Below are 19,127 nucleotides of genomic sequence, written 5' to 3' on the forward strand. Positions count from 1 at the left end.
CCAGCACCCGGCAAGCGCAACGGCTGACAAGTCTGGTGCACCTTTTTTTGGGATACTTTGACCGGTGCCAGATTTTCCTGACACCAACAGAAACAGAAAAAACCGGTAATCCGCACGTGTCATCACACGCGCTTAGCACATCCGGTACAGAGTTATTGCGGTTGACCCGGCGAGTCGGTTTACCTGGCGCGGGGAAAAAAGTACATTGTGCTGAAAGAAAATAATAACCTGGACCCGGTGGCAGAGGATGCATCACCACCGGACTATCCTGCAACGAGGAGAGGAAAATGGCGGTAACACAAATAGCCCAGGCATGCGATCTGGTGATTTTCGGTGCCAAAGGCGATCTTGCACGCCGTAAACTGTTGCCTTCACTGTACCAGTTAGAGAAAGCGGGTCAGATCCATGAGGAAACCCGCATTATTGGTGTCGGCCGTGCTGAGTGGGATAAAGCGGAATACACCAAAGTGGTACGTGAAGCGCTGGAAACCTTCATGAAGGAGAAGATTGACGAAGCGCTGTGGGATAAACTCAGCAATCGTCTCGACTTCTGCAACCTCGATGTTAATGACACCACGCACTTCCCGAAACTGGGCAAGATGCTGGACCAGAAAAACCGCACTACCATCAACTATTTTGCGATGCCACCCAGCACCTTTGGCGCGATCTGTCAGGGCCTGGGCACCGCGAAGCTGAATGCCAAACCGGCGCGCGTAGTGATGGAGAAGCCGTTGGGCACCTCACTGGAAACCTCGCAGGAGATCAACGATAGTGTTGGCGAATACTTTGAAGAGAGCCAGGTGTTCCGTATTGACCACTATCTCGGTAAAGAGACCGTGCTCAACCTGCTGGCGCTGCGCTTCGCTAACTCTATCTTCGTCAATAACTGGGATAACCGTACCATCGACCATGTGCAGATCACCGTGGCCGAAGAAGTGGGCATCGAAGGCCGCTGGGGTTACTTCGATAAAGCGGGCCAGATGCGCGATATGATCCAGAACCATCTGTTGCAGATTCTGACCATGATCGCCATGTCACCGCCGTCTGATCTCAGCGCCGACAGCATCCGTGACGAAAAAGTCAAAGTGCTGCGCTCGCTGCGCCGCATCGATCAGACCAACGTGCGCGAGAAAACCGTGCGCGGTCAGTACACTGCTGGCTTTGTGCAGGGCAAAAAAGTGCCGGGCTACCTGGAAGAAGAGGGCGCTAATAAGTCGAGCGCCACCGAGACATTCGTGGCGATTCGTGTCGATATTGACAACTGGCGCTGGGCCGGCGTGCCGTTCTACCTGCGTACCGGTAAGCGCTTACCGACCAAGTGCTCTGAAGTGGTGGTCTACTTCAAGAATCCTGAAATGAATCTGTTTAAAGATTCTTACTCAGAGCTGCCGCAGAACAAGCTGACCATTCGTCTGCAGCCGGACGAAGGCGTGGATATCGAGATCCTGAACAAAGTGCCAGGTCTCGATCACAAGCACAAGCTGCAGACCACCAAGCTGGATCTGAGCTATTCCGAGACATTTAACCAGTCGCACCTTGCTGATGCTTACGAGCGTCTGCTGCTGGAGAGCATGCGCGGTATTCAGGCGCTGTTTGTGCGTCGTGATGAAGTGGAAGCCGCATGGACCTATGTCGACTCCATTATCGACGCGTGGGCTGCGGATGGCGATTCCTCCAAGCCGTATCAGGCAGGCACCTGGGGCCCGGTGGCCTCGGTAGCGATGATTACCCGAGATGGCCGCTCGTGGAATGAGTTTGAATAACTGAAGTGATGATGAAGCCCGCTATGCGGGCTTTTTTTTCGCCTTTAAACCGGACCAGGGGATGCAGATAAAACTGAACTGCTGTTTCAAAATGGGCGCAGGAGGATAGACGCTCAGGAAGCGGATCATGTATGGTAGTGACGCAATTTACAGGGCAGGAGCCGAAGCTCCATGACCGGGTCGCAATCCCGGTGTTATCAAGCAAGGGGAACTGATGAAAAACTGGAAAACGAGTGCTGAACAGATTCTGACCACCGGACCTGTGGTGCCGGTGATTGTGGTGAACAAACTGGAGCACGCAGTGCCGATGGCGAAAGCGCTGGTGGCAGGCGGTGTCAGAGTGCTGGAAGTGACGCTGCGCACACCGGTGGCGATGGATGCCTTACGTGCAATGATCAAAGAAGTGCCGGATGCGATCGTCGGCGCGGGCACGGTGATTAATCCACAGCAGTTACAGGAAGTGACAGATGCCGGTGCGCAGTTTGTTATCAGCCCGGGCGTCACGGAATCGCTGCTGAAAGCGGCGGTGGAAGGGCCGGTTCCGTTGATTCCGGGCATCAGCACCGTTTCTGAGTTAATGACCGGTATGGACTACGGTCTGCGCGAGTTTAAGTTTTTCCCGGCAGAAGCGAATGGCGGTGTTAAAGCACTGCAGGCGATTGGCGGGCCTTTCCCGCAGGTGCGTTTCTGCCCGACCGGCGGTATCTCTCCGGCCAACTACCGTGACTATCTGGCGCTAAAAAGCGTGCTGTGCATCGGCGGCTCCTGGCTGGTGCCTAACGACGCGCTTGAAGCGGGCGATTGGGATCGCATCACCCGCCTGGCACGCGAAGCTGTCGAAGGCGCGAAGTAAGTGATGGCGGTGAGCGTCTGCTCACCGCATACCTTTACCCCTGAACCGTGACCGCAGCGGCGCTGGCAACCGCACGTGCAATTGCCTGGTCGGTGCTGTCACCGCTGGCGAGCGCCACACCAAGACGACGCTGACCACTGATCTCCGGCTTGCCGAACAGTCGCAGTTGCAGACCGGCACCCAGTGCTGCTTCGACATTCACAAACTGCACGTTCTGGCTGGTCAGTTGCGGCAGGATAACGGCAGACGCCGATGGACCATACTGACGAATCCCGCCAATCGGCAGACCCAGGAACGCCCGCACGTGCAGCGCAAACTCTGACAGATCCTGCGAAATCAGCGTGACCATGCCGGTGTCGTGTGGACGCGGTGAAACTTCGCTGAACACCACCTCATCACCACAGACAAACAGCTCAACGCCAAACAGGCCATAGCCGCCCAGCGCCTTAACCACCTGCGCGGCAACATCCTGCGCACGTTGCAGCGCCAGTTCACTCATCTGCTGCGGCTGCCAGGATTCACGGTAATCGCCATCTTCCTGACGGTGACCAATCGGCGCACAGAAGTGAATGCCATCGACGGCACTGATGGTCAGCAGAGTGATCTCAAAATCGAAGTTGACGACCCCTTCGACGATGACGCGTCCGGCACCGGCACGGCCACCCTGTTGTGCATAGTCCCAGGCTTTATCGAGCTGGCTGGCGTCACGGATAAAGCTCTGACCTTTGCCGGATGAGCTCATCACCGGCTTAACAATGCAGGGGAAGCCTATCTCTGCGGCGGCTTCATCGAAGCGCGGCTTGCTGTCGGCGAAGCAATAGCGGGAGGTCGGCAGCGACAACTCTTCAGCCGCCAGGCGGCGAATGCCTTCGCGATTCATGGTCAGCCGCGCGGCACGGGCGGTCGGAATCACGCGCTGACCTTGCTGCTCCAGCTCAACCAGCGTATCCGTGGCGATGGCTTCGATTTCCGGCACCACAAAGTCAGGCTTCTCCACAGCGATCAGCGCAGCCAGTGCCGCACCATCCAGCATGTTAATGACATGGCTGCGATGGGCGACATGCATCGCCGGCGCATCGGCGTAACGATCAACCGCGATCACTTCCACACCCAGACGCTGACACTCCAGCGCCACCTCTTTACCCAGTTCACCTGAACCTAATAGCATCACGCGCGTCGCCGCCGGACGCAGCGCTGTTCCGAGAGTTGTCATACATTCCCCTAAGCAGTCAAAATTCGCGCGCAAGTATAAACGAAAACGTTTGCGTTCTCATCTTTCGTCCATATGACACCGCTTTTTGCCGTACTTTTCCCGCTCTGACGTTTCCTGACATCCTTTTAGTCAGGATAGCGGCTGACATCCTGAAAGGAGTGAATAATGAATAACTGGTTGCAACAGATTCAGTCGGTACTTACGAAGAAGGGCGGTGAGGGAAAATCGGGCGGCGGCTTAAGTGACATGCTCGCACCTGGTGCGCTGGGCGGACTGGCCGCGATGCTGATCTCCAGTAAGTCATCGCGCAAACTGCTGACCAAATATGGCGGCAAAGCCCTGATTGTGGGCGGTGGTGCGGCCGCAGGCGCGGTGCTGTGGAACAAGTACAAGCAGCGGGTCAGCGAAGCGCACCAGAATGAACCTGACTTTGGCGTGGCGCAAACGCCCGTTAATCTGCGCGCCGAACGTCTGGTGACGGCGCTGGTGTTTGCCGCCAAAAGCGACGGGCACATTGACGATCAGGAACGGGCAGCCATTGAGCAGAATATTCATCAGTCCGGTTACGGCCAGGATGCTGAACAGCTGATTCAGAAAGCGATGAACCGCCCGCTGGATCCGCAGTGGCTGGCCGCCGATGTAAAAAATGAAGAAGAGGCGCTGGAGCTCTACTTCCTGAGCTGTGCCGCCATCGACGTTGATCACTTTATGGAACGCAGCTATCTCTCCGCGCTGGGCGATGCCCTGAAAATCCCTCAGGATGTCCGCGACGGCATTCAGCAGGACCTTGAGGCTGAAAAAGCCCGTCTGCCTGCCAGCTAATCACCCCGATATTGTGCTGGCAGGTCACAGGATGTGATCTGCCAGCGGTGGCTTCGCACCCTATGTCTGGCTTCCCGCTGCTGAAGTGTTACGCTTACAGATCATTGCGTTCACGGAGACGGATGGATGAAAGCACCCATTGCAAGAAAAATACCTCATGAGATGACGCTGCACGGCGAGACGCGCATCGACAACTACTACTGGCTGCGCGACGACAAACGCGAAAACAGCCAGGTTCTCGATTACCTGCGTGCCGAAAATAATTACGGCAAAAAAATCATGTCCTCGCAGCAGCCGCTGCAGGACCGGGTATTAAAAGAGATTATCGATCGCCTGCCGCCTGAAGATCACTCAGTGCCTTATGTGAAAAACGGCTACCGCTATCAGAGCCGTTACCAGAGTGGTAATGAATACCCGGCCTATTATCGTCAGCCCGCAGCGAGCGAAGAGTCAGACGAGTGGAGCCTGCTGCTGGATGCCAACCAGCGCGCCTCACACAGCGATTTCTACACCATGGGTGCGCTGCACATCAGCCCGGATAACCGGGTGATGGCGCTGGCAGAAGATTTTCTGTCACGGCGGCAATATGGCATCCGGTTCCGTAACCTGGAGAGTGGCAGCTGGTATCCTGAAGTGCTGAGTAACGCCTCCTCCAGCTTCGCCTGGGCTAATGACTCGCGCACCGTCTACTATGTGCGGAAACACCCGCAGACGCTGCTCTCTTATCAGGTATGGCGACACGAACTCGGTTCGCCACAGTCCGATGACCAGCTGGTCTATGAAGAGCGGGATGACACCTATCATCTCAGCGTACACAAAAGCACCTCCAAGCAGTTCATCATGATTGCGCTCTACAGCACCAATACCAGCGAAATCCAGCTGATCGATGCGAACTTTCCGGACGCGCAGCCGCATGTCTTTCTGCCGCGTCGCCGTAATCATGAGTACAGCATCGACCATTACGACTACCAGTTTTTCATTCGATCCAACCGGGAAGGCAAAAACTTCGGTCTTTACCGCAGCCGTTATCTGGATGAGTCACGCTGGGAAACGCTGATACCGGCACGGGAACAGGTGGTAATGGAAGACTTCCAGCTGTTCAGGGACTGGCTGGTGGTTGAGGAGCGCCAGCGCGGCTTAACCAGCCTGCGGCAGATCAACTGGGCCAGCGGCGAAACCAGCGGAATTGCATTTGATGATCCAACGTATGTGACCTGGCTGGCCTACAATCCGACGCCGCGTACCAGCAAACTGCGCTACGGCTATTCATCGATGACTACGCCGACCACGCTTTTTGAACTGGATATGGATACCGGTGAACGCCGCATCCTGAAGCAGAGCGCAGTGAAAGGCTTTAACGCGGAAGATTACAAAAGCGAGCACCACTGGATCAAAGTCAGCGATGGCACCGAAGTGCCGGTCTCGCTGGTCTATCATCGCAAACATTATCAGCCCGGTCAGAACCCGATGCTGGTCTATGGTTACGGCGCCTATGGCAGTAACATGGATGCCGATTTCAGCGTCAGCCGTCTGAGCCTGCTGGATCGCGGCTTTGTCTATGCGCTGATACAGGTGCGCGGCGGCGGTGAGCTGGGTCAGCAATGGTATGACGGCGGTCGTCTGCTGAATAAGATGAACAGTTTCACCGACTTTATTGATGTGACTGATGCGCTGGTGGCACGCGGCATCGGTCACCCGGAACGACTCTATGCGATGGGCGGCAGCGCGGGCGGCTTGCTGATGGGTGCGGTGATCAACATGGCACCGCAGCGATTCCACGGCGTGGTGGCTCAGGTGCCGTTTGTTGATGTGGTCACCACGATGCTGGACGAGTCGATCCCGCTGACTACCGGCGAGTATGACGAGTGGGGCAATCCCAGCGATCCGGAATACTACCGCTACATCCGCCAGTACAGCCCCTATGACAACATCGAGGCGAAGGACTATCCCCACCTGCTGGTCACCACCGGCCTTCACGATTCACAGGTGCAGTACTGGGAACCGGCCAAATGGGTGGCGAAACTGAGATCGATGAAAACCGATAACAACCTGCTGCTGCTCTGCACCGATATGGATGCGGGTCACGGCGGCAAGTCGGGTCGCTACAAAGCCTATGAAGGGATCGCGATGGAATACACCTTCCTGCTGGGCCTGGCGCAGGGCACCTTACCGCCAGCTCAGGATTACTGAGACTCTGACAGGTATTTATTTAGCGCCTGCCGCAATGGCGGGCGTAAATCACTGACATTATTCAGCACCCACTTCAGGTAGCCCGGATCCTTCCTCGCAATCACAGCAATCGCCTGGCCGCGATATTTGCCGAAAGGCAGAATGTCGTCGCGTTGGGCCGCCGGTTGTGAACGCACAATCATCTCGGAGGCACTCCAGCCGGAGGTCTCCATAATACGGATCAGCAGCGCTGCCGTGACATAGCAGTCATAGAGTGCGCGGTGCGCATGCAGGTCAGCGGGCGGCGTCACATCCAGCTTCAGCGAATGACGCAGGGCCTGGTTGCCATATTTAATGCCTGGCCAGAGCTGACGCGCCAGCTGCATGGTGCAAATCCATTCACCGTACATCTCCGGCAGCATCCGGCGATCAAAACTGGCGTTGTGCGCGACATAAAAGGCACTGCCGTAATAACGCGGGATCGCTTCTTCAATGGTCGGCTTCCCGGCGACCATTGCTTCGGTGATGCGATGCACCGCCATCGCCTGACGGCTGATAGGGCGGTCGGGCAGGGTGAGATCGCTCATTGGGTTCACAATCTGGCCGTTGACCACATCTACGGATGCAACTTCAACCACGCCGCCCTGCAGGCCGCAGGTTTCGGTATCTATAACGCGAAACATCATTGCTTCATCTTCGGTTCATAAGGAAGGCGCGACAGGCTGAGTGACGCCTGGCGGTATTGCATCAGACGCTGACGAAACCAGTCACGCAGCGCTTCAGGCTGCTCCTGCGCCACCATCTCGGCAACGACCGGCATGTTATAGCGCTCTTTAAACGCCACGCCTGCTGCCGCCAAATCGACATTGATCTTGTCTTTCTCTTCCTGGGACAGCACGGCAAGGTTATGGCTCATAATATTCTCCTGACGATAGCGGGCAAAAGTAATGTTTTCGGCGGTCTGAATCAAGGATAAAGGATCGCATCGCTGGCCTCGACAGTGTAAATCCAGCAGCGTATCCTTTTGCCACGTTTATTGCCCTGGCGGCGGTTAAAAGGATGATCTTATGCAGAAAAAACCCATCTCCCGCATGGTTATTGCATTAGCAGCAGCCGGACTGATGGCATTCAGCTCGCTGGCTGCGGCGCATGCTCATCTCCAGTCTTCCCTCCCGGCGGCCAAAGCGCAGGTCACGACATCTCCCGATGCGCTGACGCTGAACTTCAGTGAAGATATTGAAGCGGCGTTCAGCGGCGTTACGCTGCTGGATAGTGCACAGAAGCCCGTCGTGACCGCCAAAGCCCGCGTTGAGTCTGACCAGAAAAGCCGGCTGATTGTCGGTCTGCCGCAGCCGCTGAAAGCGGGCAGCTATCAGGTTAACTGGCACGTGTTGTCGGTGGATGGCCATAAAACCGCTGGAAGTTATCGCTTTAGCGTGAAGTAATCCTGTGACCACAATCTGGATCCTGCTGCGCGCGCTGCATTTTGCCACCGTGATGTTACTGACCGGCGGCGCCTGTTACAGCGCGCTGCTGGCACCCAAACGCTATCGACCTTTGCTGGCGCTTCGGTTGAACCCGCTGGTGAAGGGGAGTGCCTGGCTGGCGCTGCTGAGTGCGCTGGCGATGCTGGCCTGCCAGAATGTGTTGATGAGCGGCGACAGCACTAACCTGGCCAGTATCGACATCTGGCTGGCGGTGCTGGGCACGCACTTTGGTGCAGTGTGGCAGTGGGAAATCATTTTAGGCGTACTGGCCGTTGTCGCGCTATTACTGACCGGACGCCTGCGTCAGCAGGTGTTGCTGCTTGCTGGCGTGCTGCAACTGGCCTGCATGGCCCTGATTGGTCATGCTGCGATGCGCGATGGCTGGCCCGGTCTTCTTCAGCAGATCAACCAGGCAATGCATCTGATTGCGGCGGCGTTCTGGGTGGGTGGATTACTGCCACTGTTGTTATTGATGCGCGAGGCACGTCAGATCGATCGCCGCACCGACGCTATCCGCACCATGATGCGTTTTTCGCGCTATGGTCATCTGGCGGTGGCATTAACACTGCTGAGCGGCGTGATAAACAGCGTGATGATCGCGGGCTGGCCTCTGATGTGGCACGATTCACGCTACGTTGTATTGTTGCTTTGCAAAGTGCTGCTGGTTGCCCTGATGGTACTGGTGGCGATGATCAATCGATACTGGCTGGTGCCGCGATTCCGTGTAGCAGGCAGCGGGACGCAGCAAAAATTTATTCGCATGACACAGCTTGAACTGCTGCTGGCGAGTGGAGTGGTTGGGCTGGTCAGCGTGTTTGCCACGCTATCGCCAGCCTGAATATGGTTTAAGAGAGAAAAGGGTAGTTATGTTGCTGAAAAAAGTGATCCCCGCAATCCTGTTGTTATCCGTATGCGGCCAGACGCTGGCGGCACAAATCATAACCGTCAGCCGCTTTGAGATCGGTAAAGAGAAGTGGCCGTTTAACCGTGAAGAGGTGATGCTGACCTGCGAGAAAGATGGTGCGATGTTTGCTATCAACCCGAGCACGCTGATGACATACCCGCTGAACGATATCGCTGACACACTGTTCAAAAACAAACAGGTGAAAGCGCAGCCGATCAGCGTGATTCAGGCCGAAGATAAAGCGCATCCGGGCCAGATGATGAGCCTGCAGCCGATTATTGAACGCACCCAGGCGCTGTGCGGTAAATAAACCTCTCGGGTGCAGCACCGCGCTGCGCCCAATCCCCGATTTTTTGCCGTTGCGATCACAAACTGATCCGGTTTATGGCCTCGCGCCTCGCGTTTGCTGGCAAATCCACCGCACTGTCCTAATGTTAAATGGCAAGGCGACATCGCCTTCATAAATGCCAACTTTTAGCGCACGGCTCCTTGCGAGCCATTTCCCTGGACCGAATATAGGAATCGTATTCGGTCTTTTTTTGTCAGATGCCTCCCATTAGTTAATGATCTTTGAATCAATTACTTAGTCTTCCTTCTGTTGTATTCTTCTCCATTCTTCTGCAAGACTTCATTCCATTATTTCATCGCCATTTTTCCTATTCATATAAGTTACAACCATGCTTTATTACATGTCTATGAAAGGGACACCATGGCGATAATCGGCCACCTGTTTTACTCATGTTTGAAGCCCAGCCAAAAGCATCAGGTATAGGCTGTACAGCCCATACGAGAGAAGTTTGCTGAGTGAACGGCGTTGCAGTACCCGGTAATGACCGCTCTACTATCCTGTGGCACTATATTGAGTGACATGAAAATGAGGGAACGATAATGAATGCAGGGAATGCAATCACAGAACCTGGCAGATATTACACATTTCAGTCACCGCTATCGGACAATGTATTTTTTGAATTAAGGCCAAGTGTGCTGCCACGAAACGCACAACCCGTGCTGGATGATTCCAGCGGTATGTGTATTGGTTATTCTGTGGCTCAGGCTCCCGGTCTCTGGCAGATATACGATGCGCAAGGGCATTTTGTTCGACTTGAAGAGGCATCTCTCGAAACGCCACTGATTGATCCTACAGACATAGCGCTTCTTGCGTTTGGTGTATTTCGAATTTTCCGCGCTGGCCGCGCATTATTGGAGGCTGGTACCCGAGCTGCTGTAAGTGCCAAACTCAGCCAGGCAACGATAATGTTCCTGCGTGCCAGGTTAAAAACGGGTTTATCGGCGCGTAGCCTGAAAATGACCGAAACAGCGGCGAGGCACATGTATGAGCCGGGTCGCTATGTTCCGTTACATATTCAGGAAAGAGCTATCCGCCATGGCAGACGCATGGCCGATCGTCGCACAGGAGAGGGTATGTATCGTTATGAAACGGAAATGTATAAATTACACCGTAAGAAAAATATCACTGAGTATAAAAAGTACACTCTTGAGGTTGTGGTAAGGGTATCAGACTGGACGATAACTCATTTTAAGTATTTTTGATTAACCGACAGGAACGTACATATGTTTGATATCAGAGATGAAGAATTTGTTTTTGCAGTGTCTCCTTTTGAGCGTGTCGTCGATAACGAAGTCGATCCTGTTAATCATCATTGGGACTGGATTAAGTCCTTTGTTGAGTTTTCTGTCACTGGTGTGAAAATACAGTATCAGACTGAATTTACTGTTGGAGAACTTAAACAACTGAAGGAGCAGTTTTCTGCCCTCTATCAGGCTGTTGTTGCCCAACTGGAAATCCAACCTTTTGAGTTTCGTAGTGACTTAAATCAGCTAAATATGCTGCTCAGGAAGGTAAAAGGTGATGACGTTGTGGTCATTGAGTATGTTCTTCGTCCTGAGGCACATGCGGATAGTGTGCAGTTAAAAGGGGGATTCGCTATCGATGAAAGCTATTTCCCCGGCATCCTTTCCAGGCTTGATGAGATGATTGAATGGCCCGGTAAGCCGGGCTAACAGTTTATTTTGATTTCGGTTATGATCAAAAATGAGTGCAGAATAGTTGCCTGTCAGCATTCACTGATTGGCGAAAATCCTGTTAGCAGACGTACATCAAAGCTCGCCGATTGATTTGAACCGCAACATTGTGACTTCAACCGTTATCCCGCACCTGGTGATGAGTCAGCAGGTGTTCAGCAAGGTTGCTCTGGATTATCTGGTTTTCAGCAATGCCTTTGCCGGGGTGCGCCGCAACGGTCTGGGCAAGCCGCTGCGCCTTGAAACCACCCCGGCCAAATTTACCCGCAGGGACGTGAAGGAGGGCGTTTACTGGTTTGTAAACAACTGGAAAGAGCCGCATGAATGGCGCGAGTAGAGGGCTTAGAGAAATTGATAGCAGCGTCAGAGTCTTTTGGCTCCGTAAAGTTATCGACAGAACTTCGAAAGGACGCAGTCGCGTCCTTAAATTCAAATCCAAATCAACGGCACGTTTCGTAACATTTTCCAATGCAGCAGGCGGGTTAAGATGGGGGAGTTGTCACCAAAATTGACCTCAATCAACATACCCCAATCTCCTCTTCAAACGCCTTACAACGTTTACCCGTCGTATAAAAACCGATTCGTAACCTGCTCCGGTGACATTCAACCAGGGTCAGTTATGTTCTTAAAAAAAGTCATTCCTTGTGTGATTTTAGCGGTGGCAGGAGCCTCAATGTCTGGCTGTGTAGTGGCTGATGGTGGTCATCATCGTGGCCCCTCTTCTGGCTGGCAACGTCATCATGAAAACCGTCCCAGTGATTCTAGCTGGAGTCAGCACGCCGGACCTGCTGCACCAGCAAACAGCGCTTCTCAGCATATGGGACCACCGCCAGCGCCGGATAGTGCCGCTCAACATCTGTGACCGCCATCCGACAGTGGCATCCACCGCTGGCAGCCATAAGACGCGCCTGGGCTAAATAACAAATAAACCAAAGCAACAGGAGCTTTATTGCCCCTTTTTAACGGGAGACCACCACCGAACACAGAACCCTCGATAAACGCGCTCACTCTTACCCGATAGCCCAATAACGGCTTAATAACATTTGCCGTAATTAAGCACCCGAGCCGCGTCTCCACCCCAAAAACCAACCCCACTCGCAAAAGCCGCAACAACCCCTCCAGCCTCGCACCCAAAGCTAACCTGTCATCTTGTCATCACTCCGGTTTGGCTTATCCTTAACTCTTCAATCAAAAGGAGTAACGTTTATGAAAGCGGCAATTGCTAACAGTGAACACAAGGTTGAAGTGGTTGAGAAGACGTTACGTCCTCTCAAAACCGGTGAAGCCCGGCTCAGGATGGAATGCTGTGGCGTATGCCATACCGATTTGCATGTGAAGAACGGTGATTTCGGTGATAAGACGGGTGTGACGCTGGGTCATGAAGGAATCGGTATCGTTGAGGAAGTTGCGCCAGATGTGACCTCACTCAAGCCTGGCGATCGTGCCAGCGTCGCCTGGTTTTTCAAAGGCTGTGGTCACTGCGAATATTGTAACTCCGGTAACGAAACGCTCTGCAGAGAGGTCGTCAATGCCGGTTATACCGTCGATGGCGGCATGGCTGAAGAGTGCATCGTCGTGGCCGACTACTCGGTCAAAGTCCCCGACGGGCTCGATCCCTACGCCGCCAGTAGCGTCACCTGTGCCGGTGTCACCACCTATAAAGCGGTGAAAGTATCAGAAGTGAAACCCGGCCAATGGCTCGCGATTTATGGGCTTGGCGGGCTGGGTAATCTCGCCCTGCAGTATGCGAAAAACGTTTTCAACGCCAAAGTGATCGCGGTTGATGTGAGTGACGGACAGCTGGCGCTGGCAAAAGAGATGGGAGCCGATCTGGTCGTCAACTCGGCCAGCGAAGATGCGGCGCGCTTTATTCAGGAGAAAACAGGCGGAGCACATGCTGCTGTAGTCACGGCGGTTGCCAAAGCGGCCTTTAATTCAGCGGTTGATGCGGTCAGAGCCGGCGGGCGAGTGGTGGCTGTCGGACTGCCGCCAGAAGCAATGAGCCTGAATATCCCGCGTCTGGTGCTAGACGGCATTCAGGTGGTGGGATCGCTGGTTGGAACGCGTAATGATCTTGCCGAAGCCTTCCAGTTCGCCGCAGAAGGGAAGGTGGTGCCTAAAGTTACCAAGAGGAAGATCGGTGAGGTGAATGCAATTTTCGATGAGATGATTCAGGGCAAAATTCGCGGCAGGATGGTGATTGACTTCACCGGTGAGTCCGCCGGATAAGTCGCACTAATAATTGCAGAGGCCCGCACTTTGCGGGCTTTTTTATGCCTGCAAATCAGGACCAGTAATTAATATACTATTTGCTGTGAAGCCATCGTTAAGTTGAGAATGTTGTTTAAAAATCAGAAGGTTCAGGCGGTGTCTGGTCTTTTCCTTTTTCGACTAAGTTATTCTTTCTGTCTGTCACCGTTGCGCTTAATCAACAGGGAGCAATTTCTTTTTTATTAATATGAGATGATGATGTGGGCGTTTTTTCGAAGCTTTACATTCATGCTTATATGAAATAAATAAGCGAAGCCAGAAAGTTAAAAGCGGGAATATGTGATATGTATCACATTGCGCACATTTTGATAAATTATACAAAAATATAAATAGGTGTATAGATATGAATATATAAGTGATTGTTAAATATGCTTTTATAATTTATATTTTTTACTTTAATAATTAAATAACAGCCGGAAAGCTTAAGTTATCACCAGAATTAATTTCTTGATAATATCCTGATGAGATTTCATATTTAATTTTCGTGAACAGGACTTCTATTTCTCTGGGTATTTAAAGTTAAACGAGGTGACGATATGCAACAGCAACGACGTGGTGGATCTGGTAATTTTGCGGAAAATCCTGAGCGGGCTCGCGAAGCGGGTCGCAAAGGTGGGCAGATGAGCGGCGGTAATTTCAAAAATAATCCTGAGCGTGCTGTCGAAGCAGGCCGCTTAGGCGGAAAAATAAGCCGAAGATCACCAACTGACACTACAGGTGTGTAGCTTCTTTTTGAACGCACTAAGCACAATCTCAATCCTTTCTTTATCCCTTTTCTGGGGATAAAGATTTTGCATAATCTCATTTCGGGCAAAGCATCCCGGATGCTCCCCAGGAATGCTGTGGCAACTATTTATCGTGCTGAGGATGGTATGCGAGATAATAATCACGAGTTGCTATGTCATTTGCTGAGCAAGAAACATCTTAATGATGAAGCATCCACTCGCTATCTGATTGTCGGAGAGATTGTTTGTGAATTAATGAACGCAGACAAAAACATCAATCGTAAAACGTTGTGCTGTAAGTTGCTGAGGCAGCTGGAGCATTGCGAAAGTATGGAGGAGGAGAGAGCACATTACCGGATCATCCGCATGCTGTTTGGCCGGAGTTAGCCTGCCGTAGAGTGAAATGATCCCAGGAAGTCAGCACAATTTAACAGTTGAGGACGGTAGTGTTGTGATTTAACGCTGATCTGTTTGCGTTATGCCCGTTTTTAAACGGGCTTTTTTTAGGGTTTACTCGTCTGAAATACATAACAGCAGCGCAATCCAGTGCTGACCCGGCTAGCAGCACGCTGACTCCGGACGCACGATTGTCAGAATCTCCAACGCGAATCCTGCCACAGGTTAGCGGTGACGGGAGCCGCTGACCGCGAGAAACAGGCCAAAGCGCGGCTCTGCCCTTTACCGCTATACCAGGCTCACTGACAGAAGTATCAGCTCTTCAGTGTCCAGCGACAGGCTCTTTTTAGTCTCAAACATAAAGGCTTCCAGCGCCTCCTCAACATCATCGCCCTCGATAAAGGCATGCGTCGTGACGTGATTTTCACCTTTTGGCTTAATCACGTAGGAAACAAACCACTTCTTCTTTTGCATAGTGCTTCTCCTCTTCTTAAAGGGTGATGCCGCTTACCGGCAACAGGGTGCTTGTCCTGCGGACATTCAGTGGTAGCGCTGAGTCTGGCCGACCAAGGCTAGTCAAGCGGGGCAGGATGCAGCAGATCAATCACGTCATCAATTTCATTGCTTGCCGCGTGGCGATCAAGGGCAACCGCGTAGTAACGGCCCTTGCAGTAATGCTTTGTTACCGCCACGCGATGGCCGGTATCGCTGTCAGCTTCACCGCCGGTCAGGGTCTGTAGGTGGGGCGGTATAACCAGCTCACTTTCGAGTTGATCTGCTTCAATAATCACCGCGCCACCGTCGGTGGATAGCAGCAGATGCTGAATGCTCATGTTCTCTCCTTTGAGTCAGATTGCTAACCGGGAAAGTGTAGTTCACCTCAGCGGACGTGCTGCCGACGGCGCTTAATCAATGCCTGAGCAGGTTCCTTATCACAGCCAATCGCGCTTTTCCTGGCAAAAAAAAGCCCCGAAGTCGGGGGCTTTTAAAAACTGAATGGCCTGCGTTAAAAACTTAGCTGGTCTGATTGGCCAACTTCGGTTTCAGCACGCGCTTTCCAATCTGGATGCCGGGCTTCTCAACATACTTATAGAGCAACGAGGCCAGTGCATAGGTCACCGGGATGGCCGAGACACAGACGATCACGAAGCGCATCATGTCGCTCTTAAACTCGATGTCGGTGTGCGTGAGCAGCAGTGCAATCATCGGGATGACGATCAGCAGGTGCAGCAGGTAGACCGAGAACGAGACGTCGCCCAGCCAGGTACTGAGACGGTTGTTCAGCAGCTTACGCGGCAGGGCAATCAGCGTTGCCATCAGGCTGCCCTGCGGGTATTGCCAAAGAATCGCGGTCATACCGACAATCATCAGCGCTTCCATAATGACCTGCAGCTTAATCGCGCCCAGGCCCATCGCTACGCTCGCAACCGGCCCGAGCAGTGCAAAGGCAACATAGAACAGGGATTTACGGCGAATCGCCTCGGCCATCAGCATGCCCGCCAGGAACATGTTCAGCTTAATCAGGATCATGGAAGGCATCTCAAAAGCCTCATAGTAATCCGCCAGCACATACCGACCAGCACAGCAGAGCACCATGATGCCAATCAGTGAGGCTGCATAACCAAAGCGCAGCGTCAGCAGCATGATGAACGGGAACAGAACATAGAACTGCATCTCCAGCCCGATGCTCCAGTCTGGCAGTACAGTATTAAAACCATATTCAGGCAGCAGGCCGAACAGGAAGCTGAAGTGAGTCAGGATGTTTGCCAGCGACTGGTCGGTGTAACGCGACGACTCAGTGGCGGTGCCGGAATAGAAATGAGCAATAGTGTCACGCATCTCGCCAAACCACGGGCCATAAATCAGCGCGATGATCAACAGCAGATAATAGAGCGGGGCGATACGGAAGAAGCGACGGATCCAGAACTTCTTAATGGTCTCCGCGCTCTGCCACGGCTCTTTCTGCTGACGTTCGACGTAGTTTTTCGCCATCAGATAACCCGATAACAGAATAAACAGATCGACCCCGATGCCAGGCGATGAAATAAGCGTGATGTGGCAATGAACCAGTAAGCTGATATGGCCAACCAGTACCCAGAGAGACGCGATGCCGCGCAAGCCCTCCAGTTCCGTAGACCAACCTCGTGTTGCAGACATATCTATTCCTCGTTTTTATCCGACTTTCGGCGCTCACTAAGCCTTAAGGCAAGAGATATGTAAACGGGCCTTTACAAAAGTAAGAGGATTCCGAGCACAGGTATACGGAAGAAATCAACCGGGAAAGAGCAACAGAGCACGGGAAGTTAAGGGCATGCAATGGCACACCCTTAATAAAGATGACTGATTGAGAATGGCTGTCAGGCCAGCTTTAACAGGATCATACCGGCCAGCAGCAGGGTCAGACCGGCCCAGCCTTTACGGTTCAGTCGCTGGCCAAATAATACCCATCCGGCCGCGACAGTGGCGATAATCCCAAAACCACCCCAGACCGCATAGGCGATCGACAGATCGATCCCTTTGACTGCCTGAGCGAGTGCGCTGAACGCGAGTAACACACAGCAGAGTGATAGCAGACCATGCAGCGGTTTCTTAAACCCGTCAGAATATTTAAGGAATATATTGGCGGCAATCTCCAGCACGATAGCCAGCGCCAGCCAGGCGGCGTGGACGAAATCAGCGATGACCATGATTAACCTCCGCTGATGATTGAGTGCCGGTCTTGATCAACACAATCCCGACGATCAGCGTCATCAGCCCGCAGATTTTCATCGCAGACAGCGCTTCACCAAACAACTGTACGCTGAATAACGTAATCAGCATGATGCCAATCCCTTCCCACAGGGCATAAGCCACGCCCAAAGCGATACGTTTGATGGCGAAACTCAGCAGAATATAAGAACAGGCAATCATGCCCAGCATCAGGAGGTAGCCGGAATGGCTGCCGTTAAGGCTGGACCACTTCATAAAAAGGGTGCCAATAATTTCAGTGATAATAGCGAGTGACAGTAATACCCAGGCGCGCATGGGGGCTCTCCAGCAACGATAAATGACGATCTGCCACATTACACAGGGCAGACTCAGAACAGTGTCGAAGTGGTGAGGGGACTACAGGGCGTTACGCCAGTGCTGATCGGCGATGTTCCAGCCAGAAAGGCAAGTGGGGGAAAGGTATGACATGAACATTCTGCTCATAAAATTTACAACGCATCCACATTGTTGCTTCTCATCAGTGGACGGATAGTGCCTCCGGTTATATACACACCGGATTTATACCATTCTGCACATCACCCAATCAACAGCAGATGCTGCTTCGTTTGATTATGGTTAAGGTTTGATGGTTTGAAAATAAGCGGTTAATTAAGAATATATCGGGAAAAAATGTTGGAAAAATAACAGGCGCAAAAAGTGCAAAAAAAGCCGGGCAACAGAGCGCCCGGCTTTTATTAGGTGACACTGTCACGAATTACTCAGCGCGCTGCGGTACCGTGCGAACTGGCGCATCACCCGCGACATAGTAAGCGGCGGTGCTGCGCGGCAGCGGATCCCGTCCACGAATCTTGTCGGCAATCTTCTCGCCAATCATGATGGTGGTAGCGTTAAGGTTACCGGTGATGATCAGCGGCATAATCGATGCATCTACCACGCGTAATCCTTCCAGACCATGCACCCGTCCTTCGCCATCTACTACGGCCATCGGGTCGTTACCCATCTTACAGGTGCCACACGGATGATAGGCGGTTTCGCCGTGGTTACGCACGAACTCGTCCAGTTGCTCATCCGTCTGGCAATCCAGCCCCGGACTGATTTCACGGCCACGATACTTATCCAGCGCTGGCTGGTTGATGATCTGGCGCGTGATGCGGATAGCATCACGGAACTCATGCCAGTCCTGCTCATGCGACATGTAGTTAAACAAAATGGCCGGATGACGACGCGGATCGCGTGACTTCAGGCGCACATGACCGCGACTCGGAGAGCGCATTGAGCCGACGTGACACTGGAAGCCGTGCGCATCAACGGCGTTAGAACCGTTGTAGTTAATCGCCACCGGCAGGAAGTGATACTGAATGTTCGGCCAGCTGAACTCTTCGCGGCTGCGGATAAAACCGCCCGCTTCAAACTGGTTGCTGGCGCCGATACCGGTGCCGTTAAACATCCATTCCGCACCGATTTTGGGCTGATTCCACCACTTAAGGGCCGGATAGATAGAAACCGGTTCTTTACACTCATACTGAAGATACATTTCCAGATGGTCCTGCAGGTTTTCACCCACACCCGGCAGATCGTGAACCAGCGGGATGTCGAACTGCTTCAGCAGTTCAGGCGAGCCTACGCCAGAACGCTGCAGGATCTGCGGCGAGGCGATAGCGCCCGCACACAGCAGCACTTCACGGCGAGCGGTCACTTTATTGATGGTGTTGCTGTCGCCCTGCAGATACTCCACGCCAACCGCGCGCTTGCCATCGAACACAATGCGATCG

23 protein-coding genes are annotated in these 19,127 nt (G+C 53.1%); 14 read left to right on the forward strand and 9 right to left on the reverse strand.

The genetic code is table 11. The features are described 5' to 3' along the window. The first annotated feature begins 287 nt into the window (after nucleotides 1–287). Together zwf and AC2LB6_RS21345 are read left to right on the forward strand one after the other, a co-directional pair. Nucleotides 288–1,763 carry a glucose-6-phosphate dehydrogenase gene (zwf, locus tag AC2LB6_RS21340; protein WP_490095035.1) on the forward strand — a complete coding sequence of 492 codons (1,476 nt, stop codon included), beginning with the start codon at nucleotides 288–290 and terminating at the stop codon, nucleotides 1,761–1,763. Between the two features lie 214 nt (nucleotides 1,764–1,977). Next, nucleotides 1,978–2,616 carry a bifunctional 4-hydroxy-2-oxoglutarate aldolase/2-dehydro-3-deoxy-phosphogluconate aldolase gene (locus AC2LB6_RS21345; RefSeq protein ID WP_010258674.1) on the forward strand — a complete coding sequence of 213 codons (639 nt, stop codon included), beginning with the start codon at nucleotides 1,978–1,980 and terminating at the stop codon, nucleotides 2,614–2,616. Nucleotides 2,617–2,650: 34 nt separating this feature from the next. On the opposite strand, the gene purT is transcribed toward AC2LB6_RS21345, so the two are convergent. Further along, nucleotides 2,651–3,829 (reverse strand): formate-dependent phosphoribosylglycinamide formyltransferase, encoded by a 1,179-nt coding sequence (purT, locus tag AC2LB6_RS21350; RefSeq protein ID WP_490095036.1) that lies wholly within the window; start codon nucleotides 3,827–3,829, stop codon nucleotides 2,651–2,653. Nucleotides 3,830–3,994: 165 nt separating this feature from the next. On the opposite strand from purT, the gene AC2LB6_RS21355 reads away from it, so the two are divergent. Beyond that, nucleotides 3,995–4,651 carry a tellurite resistance TerB family protein gene (locus AC2LB6_RS21355; RefSeq protein WP_490095037.1) on the forward strand — a complete coding sequence of 219 codons (657 nt, stop codon included), beginning with the start codon at nucleotides 3,995–3,997 and terminating at the stop codon, nucleotides 4,649–4,651. A gap of 126 nt (nucleotides 4,652–4,777) precedes the next feature. Continuing rightward, a complete protein-coding gene (locus AC2LB6_RS21360; protein WP_490095038.1) occupies nucleotides 4,778–6,841 on the forward strand; it encodes a prolyl oligopeptidase family serine peptidase in 2,064 nt (687 codons plus the stop codon). On the opposite strand, the gene exoX is transcribed toward AC2LB6_RS21360, so the two are convergent. Next, nucleotides 6,835–7,506 carry an exodeoxyribonuclease X gene (gene exoX / locus AC2LB6_RS21365; protein ID WP_175501389.1) on the reverse strand — a complete coding sequence of 224 codons (672 nt, stop codon included), beginning with the start codon at nucleotides 7,504–7,506 and terminating at the stop codon, nucleotides 6,835–6,837. The two genes, AC2LB6_RS21360 and exoX, sit on opposite strands and share 7 nt — an antisense overlap. Beyond that, on the reverse strand, nucleotides 7,503–7,736 hold the full coding sequence (locus AC2LB6_RS21370) for a DNA polymerase III subunit theta (protein ID WP_033733020.1): 234 nt from the start codon (nucleotides 7,734–7,736) through the stop codon (nucleotides 7,503–7,505). Before AC2LB6_RS21370 ends, exoX begins: the two co-directional genes overlap by 4 nt. A 151-nt stretch (nucleotides 7,737–7,887) precedes the next feature. On the opposite strand from AC2LB6_RS21370, the gene copC reads away from it, so the two are divergent. The 10 genes from copC (at nucleotide 7,888) to AC2LB6_RS21420 (ending at nucleotide 14,637) form a co-directional block, all read left to right on the forward strand. After that, nucleotides 7,888–8,265, forward strand: a complete 378-nt coding sequence (copC, locus tag AC2LB6_RS21375; protein ID WP_490095039.1) for a copper homeostasis periplasmic binding protein CopC — start codon at nucleotides 7,888–7,890, stop codon at nucleotides 8,263–8,265. 4 nt (nucleotides 8,266–8,269) lie between these two features. Further along, nucleotides 8,270–9,145 (forward strand): copper homeostasis membrane protein CopD, encoded by an 876-nt coding sequence (gene copD, locus AC2LB6_RS21380; protein WP_490095040.1) that lies wholly within the window; start codon nucleotides 8,270–8,272, stop codon nucleotides 9,143–9,145. 28 nt (nucleotides 9,146–9,173) lie between these two features. Further along, nucleotides 9,174–9,521, forward strand: a complete 348-nt coding sequence (locus AC2LB6_RS21385; RefSeq protein ID WP_490095041.1) for a YebY family protein — start codon at nucleotides 9,174–9,176, stop codon at nucleotides 9,519–9,521. Nucleotides 9,522–10,099: 578 nt separating this feature from the next. Further along, on the forward strand, nucleotides 10,100–10,762 hold the full coding sequence (locus AC2LB6_RS21390) for a hypothetical protein (RefSeq protein ID WP_490095042.1): 663 nt from the start codon (nucleotides 10,100–10,102) through the stop codon (nucleotides 10,760–10,762). Between the two features lie 21 nt (nucleotides 10,763–10,783). Further along, nucleotides 10,784–11,233: a WapI family immunity protein gene (locus AC2LB6_RS21395; RefSeq protein WP_490095043.1), complete on the forward strand. Its 450-nt coding sequence runs from the start codon at nucleotides 10,784–10,786 to the stop codon at nucleotides 11,231–11,233. A 67-nt stretch (nucleotides 11,234–11,300) separates the two neighbouring features. After that, entirely contained in the window at nucleotides 11,301–11,591 is a 291-nt protein-coding gene (locus tag AC2LB6_RS21400; RefSeq protein ID WP_490095044.1) for a hypothetical protein, read from the forward strand. Between the two features lie 336 nt (nucleotides 11,592–11,927). After that, the gene (locus AC2LB6_RS21405) at nucleotides 11,928–12,116 is read left to right on the forward strand and encodes a hypothetical protein (protein WP_490095045.1); all 189 of its coding nucleotides are present in this window, start codon (nucleotides 11,928–11,930) and stop codon (nucleotides 12,114–12,116) included. Between the two features lie 344 nt (nucleotides 12,117–12,460). Further along, the gene (gene adhP, locus AC2LB6_RS21410) at nucleotides 12,461–13,483 is read left to right on the forward strand and encodes an alcohol dehydrogenase AdhP (protein ID WP_490095046.1); all 1,023 of its coding nucleotides are present in this window, start codon (nucleotides 12,461–12,463) and stop codon (nucleotides 13,481–13,483) included. 578 nt (nucleotides 13,484–14,061) lie between these two features. Then, nucleotides 14,062–14,250, forward strand: coding sequence for a con-10 family general stress protein (locus tag AC2LB6_RS21415; protein WP_490095047.1), 189 nt, complete (start codon nucleotides 14,062–14,064; stop codon nucleotides 14,248–14,250). 117 nt (nucleotides 14,251–14,367) lie between these two features. Then, nucleotides 14,368–14,637 carry a biofilm development regulator YmgB/AriR family protein gene (locus AC2LB6_RS21420; RefSeq protein WP_490095048.1) on the forward strand — a complete coding sequence of 90 codons (270 nt, stop codon included), beginning with the start codon at nucleotides 14,368–14,370 and terminating at the stop codon, nucleotides 14,635–14,637. A 297-nt stretch (nucleotides 14,638–14,934) separates the two neighbouring features. On the opposite strand, the gene AC2LB6_RS21425 is transcribed toward AC2LB6_RS21420, so the two are convergent. The 6 genes from AC2LB6_RS21425 to AC2LB6_RS21450 form a co-directional block, all read right to left on the reverse strand. Further along, nucleotides 14,935–15,120, reverse strand: a complete 186-nt coding sequence (locus tag AC2LB6_RS21425) for a hypothetical protein (RefSeq protein ID WP_490095049.1) — start codon at nucleotides 15,118–15,120, stop codon at nucleotides 14,935–14,937. A 98-nt stretch (nucleotides 15,121–15,218) separates the two neighbouring features. Continuing rightward, nucleotides 15,219–15,479 (reverse strand): hypothetical protein, encoded by a 261-nt coding sequence (locus tag AC2LB6_RS21430; protein ID WP_490095050.1) that lies wholly within the window; start codon nucleotides 15,477–15,479, stop codon nucleotides 15,219–15,221. A 181-nt stretch (nucleotides 15,480–15,660) separates the two neighbouring features. Next, complete coding sequence (locus AC2LB6_RS21435) at nucleotides 15,661–16,803, reverse strand: acyltransferase family protein (protein ID WP_490095051.1); 1,143 nt, start codon at nucleotides 16,801–16,803, stop codon at nucleotides 15,661–15,663. A gap of 200 nt (nucleotides 16,804–17,003) precedes the next feature. Next, on the reverse strand, nucleotides 17,004–17,333 hold the full coding sequence (mdtI, locus tag AC2LB6_RS21440) for a multidrug/spermidine efflux SMR transporter subunit MdtI (protein WP_090960284.1): 330 nt from the start codon (nucleotides 17,331–17,333) through the stop codon (nucleotides 17,004–17,006). Beyond that, the gene (gene mdtJ / locus AC2LB6_RS21445) at nucleotides 17,320–17,670 is read right to left on the reverse strand and encodes a multidrug/spermidine efflux SMR transporter subunit MdtJ (RefSeq protein ID WP_090960287.1); all 351 of its coding nucleotides are present in this window, start codon (nucleotides 17,668–17,670) and stop codon (nucleotides 17,320–17,322) included. The genes mdtI and mdtJ overlap by 14 nt, the downstream gene beginning before the upstream one ends. A 439-nt stretch (nucleotides 17,671–18,109) precedes the next feature. After that, a partial coding sequence (locus tag AC2LB6_RS21450) for a GMC oxidoreductase (RefSeq protein ID WP_490095052.1) occupies nucleotides 18,110–19,127 on the reverse strand: 1,018 nt, incomplete at its 5' end.

The organism is Pantoea sp. RCC30.1 (genome assembly GCF_058148845.1).